The 24,583-nt window shown below is 45.1% G+C and carries 21 protein-coding genes; 14 read left to right on the forward strand and 7 right to left on the reverse strand.

Annotated features, from left to right (window positions below):
- The first annotated feature begins 186 nt into the window (after positions 1-186).
- The 8 genes from QMG91_RS18965 (at position 187) to QMG91_RS19000 (ending at position 10,820) form a co-directional block, all read left to right on the forward strand.
- Positions 187-1,158 carry a hypothetical protein gene (locus tag QMG91_RS18965; RefSeq protein WP_409351278.1) on the forward strand — a complete coding sequence of 324 codons (972 nt, stop codon included), beginning with the start codon at positions 187-189 and terminating at the stop codon, positions 1,156-1,158.
- A 75-nt stretch (positions 1,159-1,233) separates the two neighbouring features.
- Positions 1,234-2,979: a HEAT repeat domain-containing protein gene (locus QMG91_RS18970; protein WP_281831482.1), complete on the forward strand. Its 1,746-nt coding sequence runs from the start codon at positions 1,234-1,236 to the stop codon at positions 2,977-2,979.
- Between the two features lie 170 nt (positions 2,980-3,149).
- Positions 3,150-6,539, forward strand: a complete 3,390-nt coding sequence (locus tag QMG91_RS18975; RefSeq protein WP_281831484.1) for a hypothetical protein — start codon at positions 3,150-3,152, stop codon at positions 6,537-6,539.
- A 402-nt stretch (positions 6,540-6,941) separates the two neighbouring features.
- Positions 6,942-7,361, forward strand: a complete 420-nt coding sequence (rbsD, locus tag QMG91_RS18980; protein ID WP_281870310.1) for a D-ribose pyranase — start codon at positions 6,942-6,944, stop codon at positions 7,359-7,361.
- Positions 7,362-7,392: 31 nt separating this feature from the next.
- Positions 7,393-8,319: a ribokinase gene (rbsK, locus tag QMG91_RS18985; protein ID WP_281831485.1), complete on the forward strand. Its 927-nt coding sequence runs from the start codon at positions 7,393-7,395 to the stop codon at positions 8,317-8,319.
- A 1-nt stretch (position 8,320) separates the two neighbouring features.
- Positions 8,321-9,346: a substrate-binding domain-containing protein gene (locus QMG91_RS18990; RefSeq protein WP_281831486.1), complete on the forward strand. Its 1,026-nt coding sequence runs from the start codon at positions 8,321-8,323 to the stop codon at positions 9,344-9,346.
- Positions 9,347-9,572: 226 nt separating this feature from the next.
- Positions 9,573-10,148 (forward strand): CAP domain-containing protein, encoded by a 576-nt coding sequence (locus tag QMG91_RS18995; protein WP_281831488.1) that lies wholly within the window; start codon positions 9,573-9,575, stop codon positions 10,146-10,148.
- 132 nt (positions 10,149-10,280) lie between these two features.
- Positions 10,281-10,820 carry a redoxin domain-containing protein gene (locus QMG91_RS19000; protein WP_281831489.1) on the forward strand — a complete coding sequence of 180 codons (540 nt, stop codon included), beginning with the start codon at positions 10,281-10,283 and terminating at the stop codon, positions 10,818-10,820.
- A 324-nt stretch (positions 10,821-11,144) separates the two neighbouring features.
- Here QMG91_RS19000 and QMG91_RS19005 read toward each other — a convergent pair whose 3' ends face one another.
- Positions 11,145-11,513, reverse strand: coding sequence for a winged helix-turn-helix transcriptional regulator (locus QMG91_RS19005; protein WP_281831490.1), 369 nt, complete (start codon positions 11,511-11,513; stop codon positions 11,145-11,147).
- A 168-nt stretch (positions 11,514-11,681) separates the two neighbouring features.
- On the opposite strand from QMG91_RS19005, the gene QMG91_RS19010 reads away from it, so the two are divergent.
- The 3 genes from QMG91_RS19010 (at position 11,682) to QMG91_RS19020 (ending at position 14,496) form a co-directional block, all read left to right on the forward strand.
- The gene (locus QMG91_RS19010; protein WP_281831491.1) at positions 11,682-12,320 is read left to right on the forward strand and encodes a class I SAM-dependent methyltransferase; all 639 of its coding nucleotides are present in this window, start codon (positions 11,682-11,684) and stop codon (positions 12,318-12,320) included.
- A gap of 192 nt (positions 12,321-12,512) precedes the next feature.
- Complete coding sequence (locus QMG91_RS19015; protein WP_022560636.1) at positions 12,513-12,941, forward strand: PAS domain-containing protein; 429 nt, start codon at positions 12,513-12,515, stop codon at positions 12,939-12,941.
- A gap of 4 nt (positions 12,942-12,945) precedes the next feature.
- Positions 12,946-14,496 carry a sulfite reductase flavoprotein subunit alpha gene (locus QMG91_RS19020; protein WP_281831492.1) on the forward strand — a complete coding sequence of 517 codons (1,551 nt, stop codon included), beginning with the start codon at positions 12,946-12,948 and terminating at the stop codon, positions 14,494-14,496.
- 30 nt (positions 14,497-14,526) lie between these two features.
- Here QMG91_RS19020 and QMG91_RS19025 read toward each other — a convergent pair whose 3' ends face one another.
- On the reverse strand, positions 14,527-15,855 hold the full coding sequence (locus QMG91_RS19025; protein ID WP_281831493.1) for an ABC1 kinase family protein: 1,329 nt from the start codon (positions 15,853-15,855) through the stop codon (positions 14,527-14,529).
- A 261-nt stretch (positions 15,856-16,116) separates the two neighbouring features.
- On the opposite strand from QMG91_RS19025, the gene QMG91_RS19030 reads away from it, so the two are divergent.
- Positions 16,117-16,521: a GFA family protein gene (locus QMG91_RS19030; protein ID WP_281831495.1), complete on the forward strand. Its 405-nt coding sequence runs from the start codon at positions 16,117-16,119 to the stop codon at positions 16,519-16,521.
- A gap of 141 nt (positions 16,522-16,662) precedes the next feature.
- Complete coding sequence (gene cyaB, locus QMG91_RS19035) at positions 16,663-17,223, forward strand: class IV adenylate cyclase (protein ID WP_281831497.1); 561 nt, start codon at positions 16,663-16,665, stop codon at positions 17,221-17,223.
- 78 nt (positions 17,224-17,301) lie between these two features.
- On the opposite strand, the gene QMG91_RS19040 is transcribed toward cyaB, so the two are convergent.
- The gene (locus QMG91_RS19040) at positions 17,302-18,171 is read right to left on the reverse strand and encodes a LysR family transcriptional regulator (RefSeq protein WP_281831498.1); all 870 of its coding nucleotides are present in this window, start codon (positions 18,169-18,171) and stop codon (positions 17,302-17,304) included.
- Between the two features lie 94 nt (positions 18,172-18,265).
- Between QMG91_RS19040 and QMG91_RS19045 the strand changes: the two genes are divergently transcribed.
- Positions 18,266-19,225, forward strand: a complete 960-nt coding sequence (locus QMG91_RS19045; RefSeq protein ID WP_281831499.1) for a nitrilase family protein — start codon at positions 18,266-18,268, stop codon at positions 19,223-19,225.
- 83 nt (positions 19,226-19,308) lie between these two features.
- Here QMG91_RS19045 and QMG91_RS19050 read toward each other — a convergent pair whose 3' ends face one another.
- The 4 genes from QMG91_RS19050 to QMG91_RS19065 all read right to left on the reverse strand — a co-directional run bounded on the left by QMG91_RS19050 (position 19,309) and on the right by QMG91_RS19065 (position 24,488).
- Positions 19,309-21,570 carry a glycoside hydrolase gene (locus QMG91_RS19050; RefSeq protein WP_281831500.1) on the reverse strand — a complete coding sequence of 754 codons (2,262 nt, stop codon included), beginning with the start codon at positions 21,568-21,570 and terminating at the stop codon, positions 19,309-19,311.
- A 77-nt stretch (positions 21,571-21,647) separates the two neighbouring features.
- Complete coding sequence (locus QMG91_RS19055; RefSeq protein ID WP_281831502.1) at positions 21,648-22,460, reverse strand: DUF2861 family protein; 813 nt, start codon at positions 22,458-22,460, stop codon at positions 21,648-21,650.
- On the reverse strand, positions 22,457-23,107 hold the full coding sequence (locus QMG91_RS19060; RefSeq protein WP_281831504.1) for a response regulator transcription factor: 651 nt from the start codon (positions 23,105-23,107) through the stop codon (positions 22,457-22,459). The genes QMG91_RS19055 and QMG91_RS19060 overlap by 4 nt, the downstream gene beginning before the upstream one ends.
- Positions 23,085-24,488: an ATP-binding protein gene (locus QMG91_RS19065; RefSeq protein WP_281831506.1), complete on the reverse strand. Its 1,404-nt coding sequence runs from the start codon at positions 24,486-24,488 to the stop codon at positions 23,085-23,087. Before QMG91_RS19065 ends, QMG91_RS19060 begins: the two co-directional genes overlap by 23 nt.
- Positions 24,489-24,583 lie beyond the last annotated feature (95 nt).

The raw sequence follows: 24,583 nt of genomic DNA on the forward strand, positions 1-24,583 counted from the left end.
CCTCTTTTATTTTATGGTGAAATTTATTTTTTAGTAAATACAATTATTTATGATGTTGTTGACTGATTTATAAATCTATATAGCGTATTTAACTGTTTGAATTTGTATGTGGTGAATGAGGAGTTTTACGCACCTTAATGGACATTCAAACGATCGCTTACAGGAATATTAAATTAGGAAAAGATTATGGATAAAATCTCTAAAATGGTATTTTCCATTTGTTCTGTCATGGCGGTAGGAATTATTTCTTCCTCCGTAAATGCGGGAACAGTGAATGCCGGAACGGTGTTAAATAAAACACACTCTGCAAACGTTCATAATGTGGTTGGACGTTTTCAGCAAACGCGAAACTCATCCGGATATGTAACTTACACTGGTGGGAAAATACTGGGGAATACGAATAATAAATTCACAGTGAATGTGGGACCTCACAATACCAAAATAGGAACAGTACTCGGAAATACAAACCTCTCTTTTAATCCTCAGGAACTTGATTGTGTTCGGGGGCTTCATCTGGCTTTAACCGTTAATGCCAGTACACCAATTTCTATAAGCCCAACGTGTAATGCATTACTTAAAGCCGATATTAAGCGCACGTTTTCTCATACCATTGCATCGCCTGAAGTGCCTATTCCAGAAGTCCCAATTGACCCTGCTGGCGTGTTCAAACTGGGTGTGAAAATTGGCGCGGTGCTAAAAACAGGCGCTGACTTTGCCGCTGGTTTAGAGATAGGTGGTTTCGACAAGCCTAATACCCCAATTGAGATTAATGGCCAGCGACGTCCAGACTTTGTTTATGCCTCTGTGCGTCCTTTTGTCGCTGGAGATGCCACTGCCAAAGGCTATGCCATGCTCAATCTGGGCGTGAAAACTGTTGAAAAAGGAGTCAAAGGCAACATTAACCTGATCAACGTAGGCACCAAAGCTCACGCTGAAGCTGGCGTGACTTACAAAGAGGGGAGTTCGTCAGATTTTCAGTACTACACTCGTCTGAAATGGGATGCCAGTGCATCAGGCGGAAACGGCAGCATCGGTTTGTATTGTCAGGTGAAGCTGTTTGGAATCTGGAATATTCTGAACGCTGAAACGTCTCTGATTAGCTGGTCGCCAATCTGGGAGTTCAACCACACTATTTACGATAAGAAAACGTATATTTAACTCACCAGAACACTGATCCAATATAGGCGGGTTAAGCAGCCCGCCTAACTCTCCCAATAAAGGTTGAAAGCAACAATGAAACGGACTCTCTTACTTCTGACCATATGTCTGGCTACGATTGCCGGGGCTTCGATACTCTTCTTTGAATCGAAAGAGAAAGTCATAACCAAGGCTTCATTAGACGGGCATAACAATCAGTTAGAAAGCAAAATCGCTCAACCAAACATTGAACAAACCCCTTCAGAATATTCAGAAAAGCCGTTGCCGAATGAATACCAATTTGTCGTTTCTATCTCGACTAAAATGCGTAATCAGACCATGTCTCTTGGTGAAGTGAATTACCGATTTAACATGGCGCTCAAGCCAGTGAGTGCAGGTTCAGAGCAGCTTATGGGACAGGTTTACAACATCCAGTGGTCAACGGATCCTCAAGGAGAAGATCGCCCGGCAAAGCTCACCTTTACAACCCGAATTGATAACGGCGCCTTTACCAATACCGACCTGCTGGGTCTAAACCCGTCACACCCACTGACGATTATCGAAACCACGCTCACCCAGTTTTCCTACTTCTCCGGAAACCAGACTCTCACGCTGGCGGATGGCAAACATCGTTTCTTTTACGCCAGAGAAAATGCAGAGCAGATTGATCGCGAATGGCTAGGCGCAGCTTCGAACGCCCAGACATATCAGGTGACCGAGCAAAGTGACGAATGGCGTTTGATTCACAATGACATAGGTTTTCCTCAGTCGCTGAACCATACACACACCAGAACAGTAGAGTACGAAAGCAGAATGCTGACGGTGGTACAGCAAACCGAAATTAAGCCTGTTGGGAAGCTCGCTCAGTTAGACTGGAAGATGGATCAGTTCGTGGCAATGTTTAATCAGAAATGGAAAGGGTTGGACTCCGCGACGGCAAAAAATATGAGCAAGGTGGATGATCAGAATTTTCAAGATCGCTTTGCGGAATACACTCAGTCACCCGATTTAGACAGCGCGCACCTTATCGGAGCCTATCTAGCGGATCAGGGTTTCAGCACCATCAAAGACTGGTTAACAAATCAGAACTTATCAGACGATCAGCAATCCCTGATGATCTTTGCACTGGAGCGTTCCCAAAGCCCAGAAGGAGAATACATTCTTTCGCAGTTAATTGAAGACAATACTCTGGATGAGGAAAATCGTCTGCGCGCCATAATGTCGATAGCCAAGATGGGGGAGGTCAACTCAGTTCAGGCACTGCATACTTTAGAAGCCGTTTCAGGCAGTGATAATCAGGTAATCGCAGAAACCGCCTTGCTCAACATCGGTATTTTGGGTAATCAGTCCGAAGCGTTAAAAGGAGAGGTGTCGGACTATCTGGCGTATACCCTAAAATCGGAAAACTCACCCTACGTGACATTGGTATCCATAGATAATCTTAACAATCGCGATTTGGATAACGATGTAGTGAAATACCTGAAAAGTGAATACTTCGATGAGCGCGTGGTCGCGGTGAAAGTTCTGGCAAGAAACCCGGAAATGGAAAGCAGACTGCGCAATCTGGCACTGAACGACAGCAACCCTAACGTGGTTAAAGAGATCGTCGACGCGCACCTGGCTAAATCCAGCTCCTTACATTTTGATACTGGCTACCAAAACCAGTTACGCAATCGCATCACCGATAGCGACGTTCCTACACCAACAAAAGAAATGCTGTTTGAATACCTAATGTCGGGGTCAGACGATACGGCAAACAACCGCGATGTCGCCGAGCAACTAATGAATGATCCTGAGCTTTCAGATTCCATGCGTACAAGGCTTGAGAATATGAGGTATTAGGGTCTTTCATGTCTATCTATATGAAAAGCACGATAAATATCTCAATTAATACATTTCGAAAAGCTTCAACTCTATTTTGTTAACCATTTCTAAATTAGAATTCCAATCAATTTATAAGAATTTGTGGATATAACTGTCAGAGGAAAAACAATTAATTTAGCTAGGTTGTTATGAAAAAAATTGTATTGGCTACAGCTATTAGCCTTGGTTTGTTAGTTGGTTGTGGCGGCGGCTCTGATTCAGGAGGAGGTCAGGCAGCTGAAGAAGCATTTGTACAAGCGCTTAATCATGAAGAAGTTGGAAATGTAAGTGCGGCATTCGCACTATACAAAAAATCGGCAGAGTTAGGGCACAGTGGTGCACAAAACAACCTGGGTTTGATGTACCTTTACGGCGAAGGTACTGAGCAAAATGAAGTAGAGTCCTTGAAATGGTTTAGTAAATCAGCCAATCAAGGGAACAAATATGGTCAGTATAATCTTGCACGTTCGTATTTCTATGGCTGGGGTATCGGAAAAAACTACTCTCAGGCTTTTAATTGGGCAAGCCGTGCCAAGGATCATTCTGGTGCGATAAACCTTCTGGGTATGCTTCATGAGGAAGGTAAGGGGGTTTCAAAAAATCTTATTCAAGCTTTCCAGTTATATCAAAAAGCGGCTAACTTGGATAATGCCAGTGGAATGTTCAATTTAGGACGAATGTACCAGTACGGGATATATGTCCAGAAAAGTTTCTCAGAGGCTAAAAAGTGGTATGAACTATCTGGATCCAGAAATCACGGTGGTGCCTATTACCAGCTGAGTTTAATGTATTTCAAAGAACAAAGAGAGGATGAAAGCACGATCAACTACTACATCGAGCGGTCTGCCTCGTTGGGTTATAGCCAAGCCCAGTTCTCGCTTGCGAGAGCTTACTATACAGGAAAGTTATTTGATGAAATTTCTCACTGGCAATACTTTGATTATGCCAGGCAATGGTATGAAAAAGCTGCTTTAAACGGTCATATTGGTGCGAAAAATAATCTTGCTTTGATGTTAGCTATGGGAGAAGGAGGAGACGTTGATTACGTTTCTGCCTACAATTTGCTAAAAGAAATTTCTGAAGAAGGTTACGTAACTGGTCAAGTTAATTTGGCTGAGTTTTATGAACTGGGTCATCTTGGAACTAATGACTTCAATAAAGCATATCAGTGGTATCAAAAAGCCGAGCTACTTTGTGAGAAGCTCACAAGTATTTCAAAAAGCTGTGCTGAAGTTTATGTTCGAATTGGGATGCTCCATGAACGCGGCGTTTTGGATGAAATAGATTACGACAAAGCTTTACATTACTTCCAGAAAGCTTCCAGTGTGTCATATCCTCCAGCATTTACCCAATTAGGAAAATTGTATCTAGATGGTTTTGCATTTGAGAAAAATTATGACTTAGCTAAAGAGTGGTTTGATAAAGCAATCAATTCTGGTTCTCCTGATGCTGGCGCCCAGAATTATTTGGGGTATATGTATCAGCATGGATTAGGAGTAGAAGAAAACGTCACTCTAGCTAAGGAATATTACAAGAAGGCAATGGAGCAGGATTATGCCCCAGCCTTTACTAATATGGCTATCTTAGCAGGACCTGACGGTGGAAGATATCAGCTATATTCATCAGCTGTCTTCAGGTATGACTACGATCCTCAAGCTCTATATTACATTTCTAACTATACCTATCTCATGAACGAGGAAAATAAATGGAAAGATTGGCTCATGCTTGCAGCCAATGCTGGCAATGTGGATGCTTATCACGGATTGGGATACAGAGCGGAAACGGTTGCTAGCTTTTACGATGAAAACAGTTACAAGTACAAAGAGTTATATGAAGAAGCAGCACTTTGGTACGAAAAAGCAGCTAAACGAAATCATATTCAAGCAATGATGAAAATTGCGTATTTGTATACCCATGGGATTGGTGTTGTCCAAAATTCAGAGAGTGCTTCTCATTATTACTTAAAAGCGGCGCGGTTTGGCGACTCAGAGGCGCAGTTCAAAATGGGGCAACTTTATCAGTCTGGATTTGGTGTTGATGTCGATCACGCACTTTCCCTTTATTGGTTTGAGAAAGCTCAGCTTCAAGGAGTGGATTCAGCGACGACGGAAATTGGAAAAATACACGAATTCGGTCTAGGTGTTGCTCAAGATTACAATAAGGCCTTTCGTTATTACTCCGAAGCGGCAGACAAAAATGAAGCTGAAGCACAATACCGTATCGGTTTGTTGTATAGAGACGGTCTGGGTACTCAAACGAACGAAACGGCTTCCAAGGCCTGGCTGATGCAGGCAGCGACCAAAGGTCACAGAGAAGCTCACGCTTTAACTTATTCCCCTGTAAAAGAAATTTTAAATACCACAACAGCAGGGGCTGTTCTTCGAGAGGATGGCTCAGTGATAACTTGGGGAGAAGACGTTAGTAGCGATATTTCGTCCGTAAAAGAAAAGCTGACACAAGGAGTGGTTACTATAGGAAACAGCCTAGAAGATTTTGCCGCTTTGAAAGAGGACGGAAGTGTTGTTCGTTGGGGAAGGCTAGTTGCCGACAATCTAGACGAAAGCAGGTTTGCAAGTGGTGTAAAAGAGTTACATTTTGGAGGGCAGGGGTTAGCGATTATAAAAGAAGGAGGAGAATTGATCACATGGAGCCATTGTTGCCATGGCATGGATCCTTCATCAGTTTTATCTAAGCTGCAGTCAGGCATCGAAAAAGTACTTTTTATTAGTTCTTCAATTGCCGCTTTAAAAGATAATGGTGAGCTTGTGACTTGGGATTGGTTGGATTATAGCAATGTCGAAGCACAGCTAGCTTCAGGTGTTGTTGATTTTGTCTCCAATTTTCATGCTAACTTGGCATTAAAGAATGACGGTTCCATAGTTTTGTGGGGAGTATCGAATGGCGCCAACAATACTGAAGTTGAAGGCGAGCTAAACAATGATGTGAGTAAGGTTGTTAGTGGGTATGACAGTATGGTTGCCATTACTAATTCTGGAAAAGTCGTGGAGTGGGATGATGAACAATACAATGTCGTGTTCCCAAGTGGTATAACTAATGTCATATATGACAATGTGCAATATCTTGCCTACAAAGGTGACGGAAGTGTTTATTCTTGGGCTAGTGATATGCCCGTTGAAACTATCAGCATCTCTGGGAGTAAAGTGAAAAAGGCTATCTCATCAGATGCTGGTTTTGCGGTGTTAAAAGAAGACGGAACCTTAATATCCTGGGAGCGAACCTACGTAGGAACTTACTACAATAAATATTACGATACGATTCCAAATGACGGTATTAAAGATATATTTGCAAATAAAAACTCATTTGCTGCAATTAAGAATGATGGCAGTGCATTTTCTTGGGGAGAACTAGAATCAAGCGAAGTGTCGGACAAACTGCGAAGTGATGTTTCTAAAATCATTCCCACCACCCGAGCTTTTTATGCGATCAAATCAAATGGGGAGGTTGTATACTGGGGGTACATTAGTGATCTTTATGACCGCACTTCACGTCCAGATATTTTCTTAAACCCACCTCAATAGCCTCATTCGTATTCAAATTGGGATGCCTCAGATCCAAGATGAGAGGCATCTTTTTTATTTTCTGGTCTATTCCCGTCCTTTTTCGAATAATAGAGCAAGATCTGTACGTTTGCTTACCGCAATTCGTTGTAACCTTTGAACTTAGCAATAGTTAACCGGGTACTGACTTGATGAAATACTCGATAATTTTGACGTATGAGTGGTCACAATAGAATCATTGTATGATCTAGTGATCACTCTCACTTTCTCTCTTTTTCATTCCTTATCTTCAAAGATCAAACTCACATCTCTGCCGTTCTTGTCGTGCAAAAAAATCTGAGCGGAGGAGTATATCGAAACGTTTCGATGGTTTTGAAACGTTAGAAGTCTGTTTCTTAAAACTTTGGCAAATGAGGTGAGAAAATGAAGAAAGGTACCCTGATCCATTCAGAATTGTCACATCTGGTGGCGATGCTTGGTCACACCGATGAAATCACTATTTGTGATACGGGATTGCCCATTCCTCCCTCGGTCAGACGAATCGATTTAGCGCTGACTCACGGCGTTCCCGAGTTTCTTGAAACCGTGCGGGTAGTGTTGTCGGAATTGCAGATTGAAGGTGTGGTGATCGCCAAGGAGTTTGCCGATGTCAGCCCAGAACACCACCAAGCCTTGCTGGCAGAACTGAAAAAAGAAGAGGGCAGTTCCGGTAAGAGTATTGCGGTGAATTACGTGTCTCATGAAGCCTTTAAAGTCAGAACAGAACGAAGCAGAGCAGCGGTTCGCACGGGTGAATGCACTCCGTATGCGAATGTGATTTTTCAGGCTGGTGTCGTTTTTTAGCCACATTAGATAGAAAACAAAGGATAATCGTATGAGCAAGTTAGTGGTGTTAGGCAGTGTCAATGCAGATCATGTGTTGCAGGTTCCCTCTTTCCCCCGCCCGGGCGAGACATTACACGGGCGAAACTATCAGGTTATTCCGGGAGGTAAAGGCGCCAATCAGGCAGTCGCAGCCGCTCGCCTGAACGCGGATATCGGCTTTATTGCCTGTGTCGGGGACGACGCTTTTGGGCTCAATATCCGAGAGAGCTTTCAGAGGGATGGTATTGATATTCGCGGTGTAAAAGTGCAGCCCGATTGCCCGACAGGTATCGCCATGATTCAGGTATCTGATGATGGCGAGAACACGATTTGCTTATCGGCGGAAGCCAACGCCAAGTTGTCTTCAGAAGCAATACAACCTGAACTGGATAAGATTCGCACTGCGAATTACCTGTTAATGCAACTCGAAACACCTTTGGATGGGGTAGAAAGCGCTGCCGTTGCAGCAAAAGAAAGCAAAACTTGCGTGGTACTGAATCCCGCACCTGCCTGCTCTTTGCCCGATAGTCTATTGCGCTGTGTCGATGTGATCACCCCGAATGAGACCGAAGCAGAAGTGTTAACGGGCATTAAAGTAACGGATGAGGAGTCTGCTCAGCAGGCATCAAATGCACTGCATGAGAAAGGCATCGAAACCGTATTGATAACTTTAGGTGCAAAAGGCGTCTGGCTTAGCCAAAACGGTGTCGGAAAGGGAATATCCAGTTATCGCGTAGAAGCGGTAGATACCACAGCAGCAGGGGATACTTTTAACGGTGCGTTGGTGACTGGGCTACTGGAAAACAAGCCACTGGAATCGGCCATCCAATTCGCAAACGCTGCGGCAGCCCTGTCCGTTACTCGTTTCGGCGCGCAAACCTCCATTCCAACAAGAAAAGAAGTCGATGATTTTCTTGAAAAACAGTTGAATGCATAACATGGCGACAATGAAAGACATTGCCAGACTTGCTGGCGTTTCTACTTCCACGGTCAGTCACGTGATCAACAAGACCCGATTCGTTAGCGAAGAGATTTCGGAACGGGTAAATAACGCCGCCAAAGAACTTAACTATTACGCACCTTCAGCCATTGCCCGCAGTTTGAAGCTCAATCGCACTCAAACCATTGGCATGTTGGTGACCACCTCAACGAACCCGTTTTTTAGCGAGATAGTGCGAGGAGTAGAGGAGAGTTGCTACCAAAATGGGTATCACCTCATTCTTTGCAATACCGAAGGGGATAACGAGCGAATGAAAACCTCCATCGACACCCTGCTGCAAAAACGAGTCGATGGGTTGATTTTGATGTGCTCGACGGTCGAGGGTGAACGAATCGAAGTGTTCGACCGACACCCAGACGTGCCTGTGGTAGTTATGGATTGGGGACCTATGCTGTTTACCAGCGATAAGATACAGGACAACTCATTACACGGTGGTTATCTGGCAGTGAAATACCTGATTGAGCAAGGTCACCACAATATTGGCTGCATTACAGGACCGCTTAGCAAACATCAGGCACAAATGCGTTACGAAGGCTACAAACGTGCGATGAATGAAGCAGGGCTGACGGTTTCATCCAAATGGATTGTAGAATCGGATTTTGAATGTGATGGTGGCTACCAAGCCTTTAATACTATGTATGAGAGGGGAGCTCTGCCGAGTGCAATTTTTGTCTGTAACGACATGATGGCAATGGGAGTGATCAATGCCGCCAGCGAAAAGGACATTTCCGTTCCAGAAGACGTCTCTCTGATTGGCTACGATGATGTCCATATCGCAAAGTTCATGACCCCTTCTTTAACGACAATTCATCAGCCAAAACATGAATTAGGTAAAGCAGCAGTGGATGCGCTGCTGAAGAAACTGGAAAAAGAAACCTCAGAGCATCAGGTGGTTCAGCTTGAACCTTCGCTTATTACTCGTAATAGCGTGAAAAATTTGCCTGACCCGAACATATCAAAGTGAGGCTTCGAACTCTTTAAAATTTACAATGTAAATTCTTTTGCCTCAGAACAATTAGTCTGAGGCATTACTTCCATTCTCAAGTCAGCTTATTTCTCTCTTGTTTCAAATTACAGGGCAATGTCAGTACCCTGAAAACTGTTTATCAGTATTTCAGTTTGCCTGTTTAACTTTTATAAAATTATCTTTAGCGTCGGTGCCATCGATTTGAATTGAGCGAGGGAAACTCATGTTAAGTACTTTGAAATCTGGCACCTTGACAGTAATGGCGATGGCTTTTTTGGCTGGATGTGGTGGTGAAAGCACGAATGGTGCGAGTCAGACGGGTGGTCAAATTCCCCCAGTTACTAAGCCCACGGACCCGACGTTACCTCCCGTCGACCAAACTGAATTTGCTAAGGAAATGCTTGTTGCGATTAACCATTTCCGATCTTCTCCTCAAACCTGTGGTGGTATTAAAATGCCAGCAGTTGAGCCTTTAACCTGGAGCAGCGAGCTTGAAATGGCAGCTCAGATCCATTCCTCCAATATGGCGAACTACAACTTCTTTGATCACACCGGTCTGGATGGCAAAGAACCTGAAAACAGAGCGAACGATGCGGGTTACCCAGGTGGCTTTATTGGCGAGAATATTTCTGCTGGAAGAATCAATATTCACGATGTCATGGCGGGTTGGATGTCCAGTAAAGGGCATTGTGAAAACATCATGGGAGCCGGATACAAAGACGTCGGTGCTGCCATGGTTGAAAACAGCGATGCGACTTACCGTTTTTACTGGACTCAGGTGTTTGGGGCAAAACGATAACCCTTTGATTCAGACGCACATGGTGGCAAATAAGTAACTAGGTTACTAAAAGTTAACTGGTTGTTTTATTGATATTTCTTCTCTAAGTTACTTCGTAATCAGTACGAACTTTGACTTCAACCAGGAGAAAATATGGGACACTCAGTGAAACTTAAAGCGGGGGATAAATTCCCCGAGATTTCTGCAACTTTGCTAGACGGATCAGACGTTGTTCTTGGTCAGCCACAAGGAGACGCAACCTGGCAGGCGGTAATTGTTTATCGTGGAAAGCATTGCCCACTCTGTACCAAATATTTGAATGAAATTGAAAGCCACAAAAAAGCGTTTGAGGAACTTGGCATTGATATTCTCGCTGTGTCAGGCGATGCCAGACATCAGTTAGAAGCGCATCTGGAGCAGTTAGATGTCAGTTTCCCAATTGCTTACGGGTTAACAGAAGAACAGATGAAGGCTTTGGGTTTGTATATCTCTAAGCCACGTTCTGAGCAGGAAACAGACCATAACTTTGCCGAGCCGGGTTTGTTTGTTGTTAACGAGAATGGCGGGCTTCAGGTGGTCGATATTGCCAATAGCCCATTTGTACGACCAGAACTGGGAGCATTGACTCGCGGACTTGCCTGGATTCGTAACCCAGAAAACAATTACCCTATTCGCGGCACAGTGGATTACTAACCTAACATTGAATAACAAAGGCGACTTATGTGACTCATATATACCCAAGTCACCTCAAAATGCTTGGTTCAGCGAGAATTAACGGGCTTTCAGACAAGGCACTGATTTGAAGATCTAGTGGTTCTAAATCAAGAATCAGTAACGCAGTATGAAAGCCCGTTAAACTCGCCCTTGGGAGCCCATATTCTGTTCCATTTCATCGTCAAAGAACTTGGAAAGGACTCGTCATTCCGCTGCGTTCTTTTCCTTGAACTGAAACAGAATATGAGGCTCTGAATCCTGCACCTTGAGGTCACTTGGGTATAAGTCGCTTTTCTTTTAGGATCACTCTGTGACAGGAACAGGGTGGTTTTCAGCCCAGTTCTTCAGCTCTTCAAGAATTCTGAGCGCGGTTCTGCCAAACTCTGTAAGCTCATAGGTCACAGCAATGGGGCGTTCACTGATGACTTTACGAACTATCACTCCTTCGCTTTCCAGTTCTTTCAGGCGCTGATCAATGATCTTTTTGCTGGCACCGCTCAGCAGTCGAGCCAGATCGTTAAAACGTACCGGTTCATCTTTCAACTGATAGATGATCGATGCCTTCCATTTCCCGCTGAGTAAACGCATCCCTCTTTCTATCGGGCAAGGTCCGGTACAACGGTTAGTAACAGATTTCCTGCCTTTAGAATCAACAATTATTTTGCTTTCCATGGTGTACTCCGAATGCGTTTAGGCGAAAGATCAGGGTCAGAAACACTGATATTCATACTGAAATAACACAGAATGTGTTCAGAGTGATCGTTTATATCCCCACTTTAGAAGACGATCACTGGCTTTCTATTTATCTGTTTAACATTGACCGCTAAAAGAGGAAAATAATTGTCGGAATTTGAAGGGGTGAATGGAATGAATGCAGTAAAAGGAACAAAAGGGTATGAGTCGGGTGTTGACTTGTTTACTCACGCGAGCCTGAATCTGGAGTTTGAGGTGATTAACCGTGATTTTCTGCACTTTTTACCCTCTGCAGGTAGCTGCGTGTTAGATGCGGGTTGCGGAGTTGGGCAAAACGCTGCGGCTTTAGCGAAATTAGGGTATCAGGTGGTGGCTGTTGAGCCATTAAAAGAATTTCTGAATATTGCTAAAGCCGCCCATAATGAACACAACATAATCTGGATTGAAGGAAGCCTGCCTCGCCTTAAAGAGTTGCAAAATGCCTATCAATCCTTTGATTTTATTCTGTTGGATGGAGTCTGGCATCACCTGAATCGAGATGAACGCAGAACGTGTATCCAAAGACTTTCCGACCTCCTGAGCAAGGGAGGCGTGTGTGCCATTTCACTAAGAAATGGACCTGCGGGAATGGGGAAACATGTCTTCCCAACCTCAGATGAAGAGTTGCTTCAATACGCTGAAGAATTCGACCTTCAAGTGGTTCTCCATTTGCGGAATCAGCCCAGCAAGATACCGAATAAAACCGACGTTATCTGGAGCCGAATAGCTCTGAAAAAACGATCTTAAACAGTCTAATATTCGCAAAATTTACCGTCTCATTACCGTTATCCTCCTGCTGAGCTTCGCATGAAAATGTTGATTTATTGTTAATAAAATCATGAGATTATCTTGATGATCTTATTTGTGTAATATAAGTTGCATTTCAAATGCAACTTATATTAGTCTGAATAATAACCATTATCATAAAAGGTATAAAACATGACTCAACAAACACTAAACGATCAGATCATGACAGCGGTTCAGAACGCCATGGTTATCTCTAAAACCGATCTTGAAGGCAACATCACTTACGTGAACTCTCTATTCTGCGAATTGACGGGGTATGAGGAGCACGAACTTGTTGGTCAACCCCACAACATCGTACGTGTCGAGCAGGTGCCGAAGGCGGTTTACAAAGACATGTGGGACACAATCAAAGCTGGAAAAATCTGGACGGGCATTGTGCCTAACAAAGGGAAAAATGGCGGAATCTACGTCGTAGATACTTCTGTACAGCCAATTTTTAACGAAGAAGGAGAGATCACAGAGTACATCAGCGTAAGACGTGTGATTAACGATCTAATGGCAGATTTCGACGCCGTTGAATTTTCCAAAGAAGTGTACGACGAGTACTACGAGGGAGCGTAAGCCTATGCAGTCAGCCATTCAGAGCATGTATGTTGTGTATGGTTCTGTCTCCGGAAATGCCAAAGAGCTGGCGAGCCAGCTCTTTTCCGACAGCGAACTTGCGCAGCGCTTCGATATCACCTTAAAAGAACTGGATGAATTTGATCCTTCTTCCATCAATGAAAATACCTTCGTCGCTTTTATTACCAGTTCTTTTGGTGACGGAGAACCACCAGGTAATGCCGAGCTTTTCTGGCAGAAATTTCAGGAAATCACATCACCACTGACTTTCTCATTTGGTGTCTTTGGGCTGGGTGATACGGCTTACCCTAATTTCTGCGGATTCAGTAAGGGGTTAGATAACGCCTTGACTGCTTTGGGAGCTAAGCGATTAATCAACCGGGTCGATGCCGATCTCAACTATCCCCCACTATTTAAAACCTGGAAAAGCACGCTAAAATCCGTTCTGCTTGAGAACAACACCGACGCCGGGCTGTCATTGGATATTTCGGTAACGTCTTACGGGGAAGATTCTGCCTATCAAGCCCGTTTGCTTTCGGTTTCACAACTGACAGCCACATTTCCGTGTTTGTATCGGTTCACATTGAACATTGAAGGCAGTGGGATCCAGTATCAGCCAGGAGATATTGTTCATCTGGTTCCAACCAATCAGGCACCATTGCTCACCCCCTTTGCTGAATTTTTCTCAGTTCCTCTTTCAGAAGTGCAAGCCGCTTTGGCAAGTAAGGAAATCGCCAGAATCAGCAAAGCGACGCTGCGAAAACTGACCCAGAAATACCCGAACAACGACTTGAAAGCACTGTTAAAACACCGCAATAAAGCGGCGTTAACAGAGTATTTGAAACGTCATCAAATTATCGATCTCCTGCGAGATTTCTACCCTCCAGAAGCTGTAACGCTCGAAGAGTTGTCTTTGTGTCTTTCTGGCATTGAACCGAGGACCTATTCCATTGCATCCAGCCAGTTGGCAGATACCAATACTCTGGATATTTGTGTGCGAGAGGTGTGGAGCGATCCGGAAAATGCTGAGCCGAGGCCGGGTTGTGCTACGGCTTACCTTCACTCACTGGAAGTGGGAGATCAGGTGCCACTTTTTGTGAGATCTAACCCAAGCTTCCATTTCGATATGAATGTCCCGAGCGTACTTATCGCGACCGGCGCAGGCATCGCCCCCTTTATCGGATACCTTCAAGCCAGAGAACGCACCCAGCCAAATTCGCCGTGCATTCTGTTTTTTGGTGAAAAGTATCAGGACAAAGACTTTGCTTATAAAGACGAGATTGGTCGTTGGCTCAAGTCCGGTACATTACAAAACAGTTTTGTGGCGTTTTCCCGAGATAACGACTCGAAAGTGTACGTGCAAGATTCCGTAAACGAGCATCAGGATCTGGTGAATGATTTTATTGACCAAGGTGCTCATGTGTATGTTTGCGGGCGAAAGCAAAATCTCGCGACCGAAATTGAGCCTATGATGAATCGCTTGAGTGAGCAATCTTCAGATAACAGGCTCCAGACTTTAACCGAGGCAGAAAGGCTTCACCTCGATCTGTTTTAATCGGCTTCTTGATCGCCAAGGGACTGGCTTTCAAGTGAGTGACATAGAAGGAGTCAGATACGGCTTGATGAGTTGGTGAATGTTGACTTTTGCTCCAAGCCTGGACGCCAGCATATAGATCCCACCAATCTTTCTGTGAAGAAACAGCGCATCAGCAGGAGGAGTATGCCAATAGTCCTGTTCCATGCTTAACACAGTTCCCGCCTCCCGAATTCTCTGAGCCAATCCGCTGGCTTTGAAATCGTATTCTTCATCGACAAGCATGGGTTCGCACGCCAATTTCACTAACCCCAAAATTGCCTGACGTTGATGCGGCAAAATCGTCTGGCTGAAAAAGCCGATTTGCTCCAATGCCTGATTTAATCCTTGCTCGTCATTGTTAGTTACAGAAACAAATGCCTGACGATATCCCTCGCTGAATTCAGTGCTGTATTCCCGCGTGGCTCCGAAATCCAACAACCCGATTTGGTCAGACTGCTCAAGGTAAAGGTAGTTTGCGAAGTTAGGGTCGGTTTGAACCATACGCAGTTCAAAGAGTTCTCTAAACATCAAATCGATGAGGTTATGCAGAACCTTATTGCGTGTCTCTTGATCAAAGCTTTCAATCTGATCGATGGAAACACCCTCAATAAACGCCATTGTGAGCACAGAATCGGAAGACATTTCTTGGTAAATCTTTGGCACCACAAAAAACGGATGTTCTTGCAGAGCTTGATAATAGCGAGTAGCGAATTCCGCTTCACGTTGGTAATCCACTTCATCGTGAAGCTGCTTTTTGGCTTCTTCCAATAGCCCTTTGTAATCCACCGATTCAGGAAACAAGCCAACAACCTTCAACAGTGTGCCAACGTTATCGACATCACTGTCTATGCTTTTGCGCACGCCCGGGTACTGCACTTTAACCGCTAATTTGTCGCCATCGTCGCTGTATACTTGATGCACCTGACCGATGGACGCACTGGCAATCGGTTTGAAGTTGAAAGCCAGAAATTGGGTTTTCCACTCTTTTCCAAGGCTGTTTTCCAATACCTGATTGAGTTGTTTGGAAGGCAAAGGATCGGCACTGGAGCGAAGCCGCGCCAAAATGTTCGCCAACTCCGGTTCAAGCAAGTCCCCGGCATCCATCGAAAGCATCTGACCTAACTTCATCGCCGCACCACGCAGGTGCGCAAGCTGATCGGTCAGGCGACCAATATTTTGCGGCGTTAACAACAAGTCCTTGGCTTTGGGCTTATTTCCTTGGGCAAGCTGCTTAGTGCCTTCCGCCAACACATTGCCCGCCACACGGGCGGTCAGGGATGCAAACTTGCCAAATCTGGAAATACGGTGTGAAGGTAGGTTTCTTTCTCTCGAAGACATGAACACTCTCAGTCAGGGCGCGTGACCACTATATGATAATGCGCAAAAATACATTTAGTCGAATTATCAATACGATGGATTGTGCTGTTTAGGATCAGTTTATGGCTTCTATACTGAGCCGTGTTATCCGTTAGTCGCAATTTCAATGCAGTGGTCGAAGCTAGAGAGTAACAATCTCAAAGTGGGAACAATCGCCTAATATGAGCTGAAGTTTTGGCTTCAAACCCGTATTCTAAATAAAAGAGTTACGCTGGGGGGCGTATGAAAATAACAGGTGAGTGCTTTTGTGGTGCGATTAAATACAAAGTAGAAGGCAGACTTCATGATGCCCGATCCTGTCATTGTTCACGATGCCGCAAAGCGTTTAGCGCTCAGGCTTCAGCTTATGCTCTTGTCAAAGAAGGAGAGTTTGAGTGGGTGTGTGGTCAGGAAAAATTGACCTCATATGTCGGGGAGCACGGTTTTGGGCTTCAATTTTGCTCTGTATGTGGCTCAACCCTCGTTGGTGTCTTTCAAGGTCAAGTCCATGGCGTCACATTGGGCTGCGTTAACGGCGATCCTCAAATCCAGCTCAGCCGCCATATTTATGTGGATTCAAAAGCCTCGTGGGAGCTAATCGCAGATGGTGTCCCTCAGTACAAAGGCGCGCCACCAGAAAATATCTAGTTTCGCTGTATAACAGTGAGTGCCCTCTGTCTGATAAAAGCTGATGCTACATGTTCTCCACTTATTAAAGCGTTATGATTCTGCTCAATTTCTGTGTGGATACACCATGGTAATATTCTCTCTTTTGCATAGAAGTAAGAAATGAGTAATCAGCACTTTCAGGGAAAATACGAAGTCGAGTTAAAGTACCGCCTACCTTCAAAATCAGATTTTTTGAATACTCTTGGTTCCATTCCACATGAAGTTATGCTTCAGGATAATATTGAACGTGATTGGTATTTTGACAGCCCCGACAGAGCGTTAGAAGCCGACAATAAGAGCGTCTGTATTCGTACCATGGAACCTTCGGGCATCAAGTTATGGATAGTGAAAGGACCAGAACCAGATAGGTGTGAGGCCACAGATATCAACAATGCGTCTAATGCTCGGAGCATGTTGGAAACTATGGGTTATGAGGTGGTATTGAAGGCTACAAAAATCCGCAGCATCTATTTTGTTGGTGAATTCCATATCACAGTTGACTCGTTGGAAGGGCTGGGTGATTTTGCTGAATTTGCAATCATGACCGATGATGAATCCAAGCTCTCATCTTATAAGGCTGAACTGGAAGCGCTTGCCAGCAAATTTGGTTTAGATGACTCAGCACTGCAAACTCAGTCATACAAGCAGATGTTTGCACAACACGCGAAGCCACAAATTTAGCACCCCAGATCTATTTGTAATGACGGTTTTACTTAATGTTGCCAAGTTGGCGTTACCAGTGCGCGAATTTGGCTTGATTCAGCGTTTTTGCTTAACCATGTCGATAAACCTGTCGCGTATTCGATCTTCTTTGTCATCATTCCAAATTAAACCTACGTCCCAGCTTGTGTCTTGCTGTTTTATTTCAATCAACTGAACATTGTCTGGGCAGATCGTCTGAGCGCTTAATGGGATGATGGCAAAGCCTTGGTTTGCGGAGATAAGAGCCAGTAAAGTGAGAATATCACTAGCCTCTTGAGTCACTGTTAACGGGTGCTTGCTAGCCACCAAATAACGTTGGATCTGATTGAATAATCCCTGCCCTCGGGATGGTCTCAGTTGCAGGTAATTTACACCTGACAAAGAGCCTAAAATATCTTTTCTATCAATCTTCTGATTGGTATTTACCGCGACGGCCAGTTGATCAGAGTAGAGCCTCAGACCGTTAAGTGGTGAAGGTAGATTTTGTATTCGATTGAAACTCAGGTGGAGTTCTCCGCTTAGCAAAGCGTCGATCTGTTTTGAAGATGGCGTATCGTCTAATGTGATGTGTACCTTAGGGTACATTTGCTTAAATTGAGATATCCAGTCGGGTGCTTGGCGGTAGGTTGAAATACCAAAACCAATGTTCAGATGTCCCTGTTCGCCTTCAGCCACACACTTTGCCAATCGCTCAAAATCGCTGGACCTTTCCGTGAGTTGCTGAGCCTCGCTCAGAAGCGTGCTTCCTGCTTGGGTAAGTTGTGCGCCGTTTCGCCCTCTTTCAAACAGCTCAACCCCTATTTGGCTCTCCAGCCGCTTTATCTTTTTAGTTAAAGCCGACTGAGTAATAAAAAGGTGCTCGGCAGCCAGAGTGTAATTGCTGTCTTTAGCGAGCTGACAAAATGCGCGCAGTAGATCGATATCCATTCCAAACGCTCATTGAACTGAGATTATTCTTCATTATACGGAATGAATTAGAATTTCTAAACTGGTGAAAATCCAATCAGAGAAAGAGGTTTCTATGAAAGATGTTCGAGTGGCGTCGGTTCAGTTTCATCATCAAGCCAGTGACAAGCATTACAATTTATCGGTCATGGATTCATTTGTGTGTAAAGCGGCAGAGGCGGGTGTCGAACTTATTGTTTTTCCTGAAACGTGTATTACCGGGTACTGGCATGTGTCTAAACTGTCGGAGGAAGAAATTAGAGCACTGGCAGAGCCTGTTCCAAATGGAGCGTCAAGTCAGCACCTGATTAAACAGGCGAAAAAATACAATATGAGTATTGGGGCGGGTTTGATTGAGCTGGCAGAAGATGGCAAGTTGTACAATTCTTATGTGCTTGCCATGCCCGATGGAAGAATAAAGAAACATCGAAAACTGCATACTTTTGTCAGCCAATATTTGAGTAGCGGCGACCGCTACACGGTTTTTGATACGCCACATGGCTGTCGGGTCGGGATTTTGATTTGCTGGGACAATAACCTGGTTGAGAATGCTCGTATCACGGCACTGAAAGGCGCGGACATTCTTATTGCCCCTCATCAGACTGGCGGATGCAACTCGCGAAGCCCGGAAGCTATGGGGTTGATTGACCCTGCGCTCTGGCACAACCGAAAACAAGAACCGGAAGCACTTCGCTCTGAAATGCAGGGAAAGAAAGGGCGAAAATGGCTTATGCGGTGGTTACCTTCCCGAGCGCACGACAATGGTATGTTTTTGATTTTCAGTAATGGAGTCGGGCTGGATTCCGGTGAAGTGCGCACAGGTAACGCTATGATCCTCGACCCTTACGGTGAGGTGCTTATGGAAACAGACAGCATTAACGATGCCATGATTGTTGCCGACCTCAAAGCAGAACAACGAGAAACCAGTACAGGAAAAAGATGGATTGAGGGACGGCGACCAGAGCTGTATCAGTCACTCATTGATGAAGTGGAACAGCCGCAAACGCCAAGACAAGTGCGGCTTGGTGTAGATTGAGCAACAGCCGTACAGCAGAAATCCTACAAACCATAATTGAATGAATAGGTTAAGAGCCGCGTATGCGGCTCTTACAAATCAACCTACGGTTTAGTGGATTGCCAGTGAATGATCTTTCCATTACTCAGTTTTGCCAGAATCGACCGCGGCTTAACAGTGGCTCCATCAGATTGAAATGGTTGACCGGAAAAGTTTGCAATGATGGTACTGCCATCACCAAAGGTGGTTTTTTGCACGTCCCCTTGGGTATTTAGCCATGTGAAATCCACCAAGGGTTGATCCCAAACCTGTTCGTGAATCGGTTGGAAGGCGCTTTGATAATGCTTTAGCGCTTGGATTCGTTTGCCTGATACCGATGAAGCTTCGTCTCGGGTCAGGTGCACCATCGGCGGCGTGTTATAGAGCATGGCAGTCAGATCCCGATTCGCCTGCACATCAGAAAATTTCAGGCTGCCCGTGTGCCAGTGGTGATTGTTGATCACTTCATCATGAAACACAGTTTGGTAGAGCGGCACTCGATATTGAGGGTCAAACAACAGCGATTTGAACGGCGCTTTCACCTTAGCAGTTTTAAAGAAAAACTCGGGCTTATGATCAGGATACCATCGACCCAGATAATACGGAGACTGTCGGTTTTTGTGCATGTCTTGGTCGCGCCAGCCAAAACCAATGGATTCCAACCCATGAGCAAAGGCGACACCTTGAGTGGTTAAGCTGTTGCCGCTCTCAGAACCCAGCACAATATTCTGGTCAGAAATCCAAGCCATTCTCCGGTTAAAGCTGCTTAGCATGTGAGTTTCGCTGGTGTTGTCTCGGTAGTCTTCTCGCGCCATTGCGGTGGCATCCACATCCAGAAACAGGCTATTGAAGCGTCCAAACTTGATGATGTCGGCGATACGTTTTTGAACATACTCCAGATGGCAATTGGGGTTTAGGTAATACCCGTTGTCTCGGAAGCCTTTTTTCTTGTCACCGTTTGCCAGTTCAATCGCGCATTCTTTTCTCATCTCATTAGGAAGCAAAGCGGTTAGCCAGCCGTCGTTTACCCCAGCAGGAATCGCCGTGTTGTAGGAATCATAGGTTCCGACCAAATAGCCAGCGTGTTTGGCTTGCTCAACAATCTGTGACTGATAAAAGGCAGGCATCCAGTTATCAAAACCTAACCAAAGTTTATTGAGCCCAGCTTTCCTGAAAGTTTTCAGCATATCGTCCGACAAAGCTTGCCCCCATTTTTCAGGTGAAATTAGGTAACGCGCAGCGTTGGTCTTCAGCCAAACCTTCCTCTGTTGAGCAGCCTGATATTGGCGCTCAATGGTGTTGTCTGCCAGTGTCGGGAAAGGCGTATCAAATCTCTTTTTTAAGGACGATTCCAAGGCATCCAAAAGTAACTGTTTGTGGTATTGGCTGAACCAGTCTTTACCTTGCTTGAGCGAGGACAGGGCTTTGACATCATCTTTGGAAATCTCAAGCCCAGATTGCGTTAAATACCACTTTTTCAAGCCCCACCAGTCGGTTACGTCTCCCACACTCAATAATCCAGTCCCAAACAGATAGACATGGCTTGCACCAATCAATTTCGCGATGTCTGGGTTACGCTTTTGCTTTTCAATTAAAGGCTCTGCCATGCCATTATCTAGGCGCCATTGTCTGTATTGTTTAGCGCCATCCAACGGATTGTCGCCCAAAGTGATTTGGATTTTGAACGAGGCAGGCTGGCTGAGAACGGTAAACTGGTGCGAAGCACTCATGTCCAAACGTGGGGTGGCATTGGAAAACTCCAGCCGATTGTTGGTTGGCGTGACGAGTTGATAGCTCACAAATTGCCTGCCCTGCTGCAATGTCCAAAATGGCATTTTGAGGTCTTGTGTGGTGTTCGAGCCCGAATAGCTGTTGGTCAGAAACTTTGCCCAAGTCTTATTTTGAATAGGCACTCTCATTCCTTCGCTGAAAGGCAGAAACAAGGTATCGCTTTGCTTTTCAGGCAGGTTGAACCATTCCAGTGAAGTGGGTTGATTACGCTTAATGGGCTTGAGGTGCGATGCCGAAAACGCGAAAGTTAACACGCCATTGTTGAGCTGAGCAGTGACTTTAATACCGCTGGGTTGCAATACCCAACTGGCGGTTTGGTTAACATTCACTTGAACATCTGAAGCGGTCTGCTGTTGCTTGTTAACTTTAATCGCTGACGAATTTACCTCCAGCCCATTCCAGTCAATGTTCAGATTTTCTGGGTGAATAGTGATGTGGTTGCTCTGTTCTTTAAGGGTGATCGGGTTTGCCAAAACAGCGGACGCAAGCAATGCCAAAGGCGAAACAACCAAAAGGCGAGGGAGTGAGATGAACATAAAGGTCTCTCCAAATTGAATGAGCCTCTATTTCATCGAACGTCTAAGCTCCGATTGTCACCTATTTGTCTCTATTTTCACTTGGCAGGTTCTGGTGTGTATGGAATCGACATTCGGTGGACATAATCGATCGCAATATCATTTTGGTATTCACGCACTTTGACCGACGCACTCAAATATTCAGCCCCTTCACTTTCATGGTGAGGACTTGGAATGTCAGCAATCTTATCACTGATGGGGATGGCTCGACCAAGCTGCTGGTATTGGCTATCAAACCACTGCCAACTGGCAAAAGCATTGGCGCAATTACTCGGCGTTTCAGGCATGGTGAGCGCTAACTTTGGCTTAGCTTTATTGCTCAATGCCAGCCATGGATTGTCGTTACTCAATGAGATGATTAAGGGGTAAGACACACTCCCAAGCACTAGCTGATAGACACCTGACGGAGGCGTGATGAGCATCTCTTGCGATTCCCGTTCTTGATACCCTTCCTTTGTGAGCAGTTTGCCCTCTATCAATCGTTTTCCATTAGGAGAAATGACAGAAAAAGGGATACTTGTCTTGATCTGTTCTGCTGATACTTTGATTTGGAAGCCTGCAGAGGTCTGCCCCAGTCGGCGAATAAAATGAATCTTAATCGGTTCGAGGACAGGTCTTTCGGAAAGATCTAAGCCGCATCGGGTCTGATTTAAGATTTCCTGTTTGACTGGCAGCCAATACTGGCTTTCTAGCGCCTTATCACCCAATGCCAGATGCAATTCTTGCCATGCCCGCTCGGGATGACCTTCGATGAGTGCCTGATAGGTATCTTGTAGAGGCGTATTGGCAAACCACTCAGCGTTGCAGGCAGAGGACGTTAATGCAGCCAGCAGTATTAAATGGGCTTTCATTCTGCCTCCTTTATCAGCCGATAACCGACACCTCGGTGAGTTTCGACGTTTAGCACTGGCAGTTTCTGCCTCAATCGCAAAATATGGTTGTCGACAGTGCGGGTACTTGGAAAGGCTTGATACCCCCAGATTTTGTTGAGCAGTTCATCACGGTGAAACACTCTCCCCTGATTTTGCACCAACAGCACAAGTAACTGGAACTCTTTGGGCTTAAGGATGATTTCCTGCTCATTAAAGAAAGCGAGTCGTTCGGCAAGTTGAATTCGAACACCTGAATACGTCAAAACACTGCCTCCAATTGGGCGCAGTTGAGTCACCACTCGTGCCAGCAATTCTTCATTCGAAAATGGCTTGGTCATGTAGTCTTTTGCGCCCGCCATTAGCCCTTCAATTTTTTGGTCTACCTCTATTTTCGCAGTCAGAACTATGACAGGAACGGCTTTGAGCATCAGCCAGTGAGGTAAGTGCTGCAAGCTGTCTCCATCGCTAAGCTGACGATCAAGGATGACCAGAACCGCCTGAAACCACTGTTTTTTCGCTTCGGCTGAGTTTTGCGCCCACAAGCAGTGATAACCATGGGATTGAAAAAAGGAGACCAACCCTTCCCCTAATAGTTTGTCGTCTTCAATCAGCAGTAGGGTGTTCATAAGGTATTTCCAAAATACAACGAGTAGGGCGGCGAAGAATGGTGAGTGTTCCACCGTGCTTTTTCATTAATTGTTCAACAATGCTTAAACCAATGCCCATGTTTTCCTTGGTTTTACGATGTTTGAATTTCGCGAACAGGCTTTGTATTAGTAAAGGGAATGTCCCCTCATCGCGTACTTCAATAATGAGTGTGCTCCTGATTTGGGCGAGCACCTGAACTTTTCCTTTGCCGTGTTGTTTGGCATTTTTAATCAGGTTATCTAAACAGATGGATAGCCAATAAAAGGGCAAAGTGAGCTCGGTGTCTTGTTCAAGTTGGAACGGCACGTCGTGCTTTTCGCAGATATGGCTTAGCCATTCTTCAACTGAAGCGGATTGTGTCGAGCTGGCGGTTTCCTGGCTGAGATACGCGCGGCTATTTTCGGTCAGCTGGGACAAACGCTGAAAATCAGACATCAGTCGCCAAACCGCAGATTGCGCATGCTGGGAAAGGTTGTCGTAGTCGTCTCGGAACATTTCTACCGTGAGCCCAAGGCTGGTGATAGGCGTGCGAAGCTCGTGGGTCAGCAGTTGCATCACAAAGCGTTTCTCTCGGTTTTGCTGACGAATGATATAGCCACTTCTTAGCATCAATAGGCTCAGAATGATAAGCGTACCGATAGCGACCACTTTTATCGCAGACTGAAACACCGAGGGGCTGTCGTTAATGCAAAGGTTGCTGTAACGAAGCGCGCATTGATTGCCTTTTGTCTCTAATGTCAGTTTTAGCTGTCTGGCAATGGGCTGCCAAACCACAGGTGAGACCGCTTTCCACCCTTGTTCGCTATTGAGCCACAATGTATCGCCTTCCTGCCATGCGCGGTACCCAGACAACAAAGCTTCCCGACCGGATTGCGAAAGAGGAGCCAAAACGTCAAAGAGCGGATGATCAGGATTGGCAAGGGTAAAGAAAGGCGTAAGCTCAGTTTTGGACTGCGGGTAAAGCTCTGCATATCGATCGGCAAAACTACCACCCGCCGGGTGAAGAAGAGTGTGCGACTGAAACCACTCAACATCGAGTATCGTTTCCCGACACAATGCCAGTTCAAATTCGATGGCATCGGCAATCACAGGGTTATCCGACTCAGCAGGCTGGCAGTGCTTACGTACAGACGAGACCAGCGCCAATTCCTGCCAACTAAACGCATCAAAATCCGGATATTGCGCCGCTTCTAATAGCAATTCATTGGGATACTGATTTAAAGACTGCTGAGACACCACCAAAGACGCATTTTGCCAGGCTTGCTGATAGAAGTTCTGCCATTTGTCTTGAATACCTTCAGCCCACGAAGAAGCCGATAGGCAAAGCGCAGCAGTGAAAAGCAAATAGCGGTATGGCATTAAAAATGTCTCAAAGAAAAGGCTACTCCAAATTCTAGAGCGATTTTCCCTTCGTTTGTAACCTATATGTCAACAATGGAGATATTGAATAGCGT

The sequence above is a fragment of the Vibrio nigripulchritudo genome, from assembly GCF_027924785.1.
In the GTDB taxonomy this organism is placed as follows: domain Bacteria; phylum Pseudomonadota; class Gammaproteobacteria; order Enterobacterales; family Vibrionaceae; genus Vibrio; species Vibrio nigripulchritudo.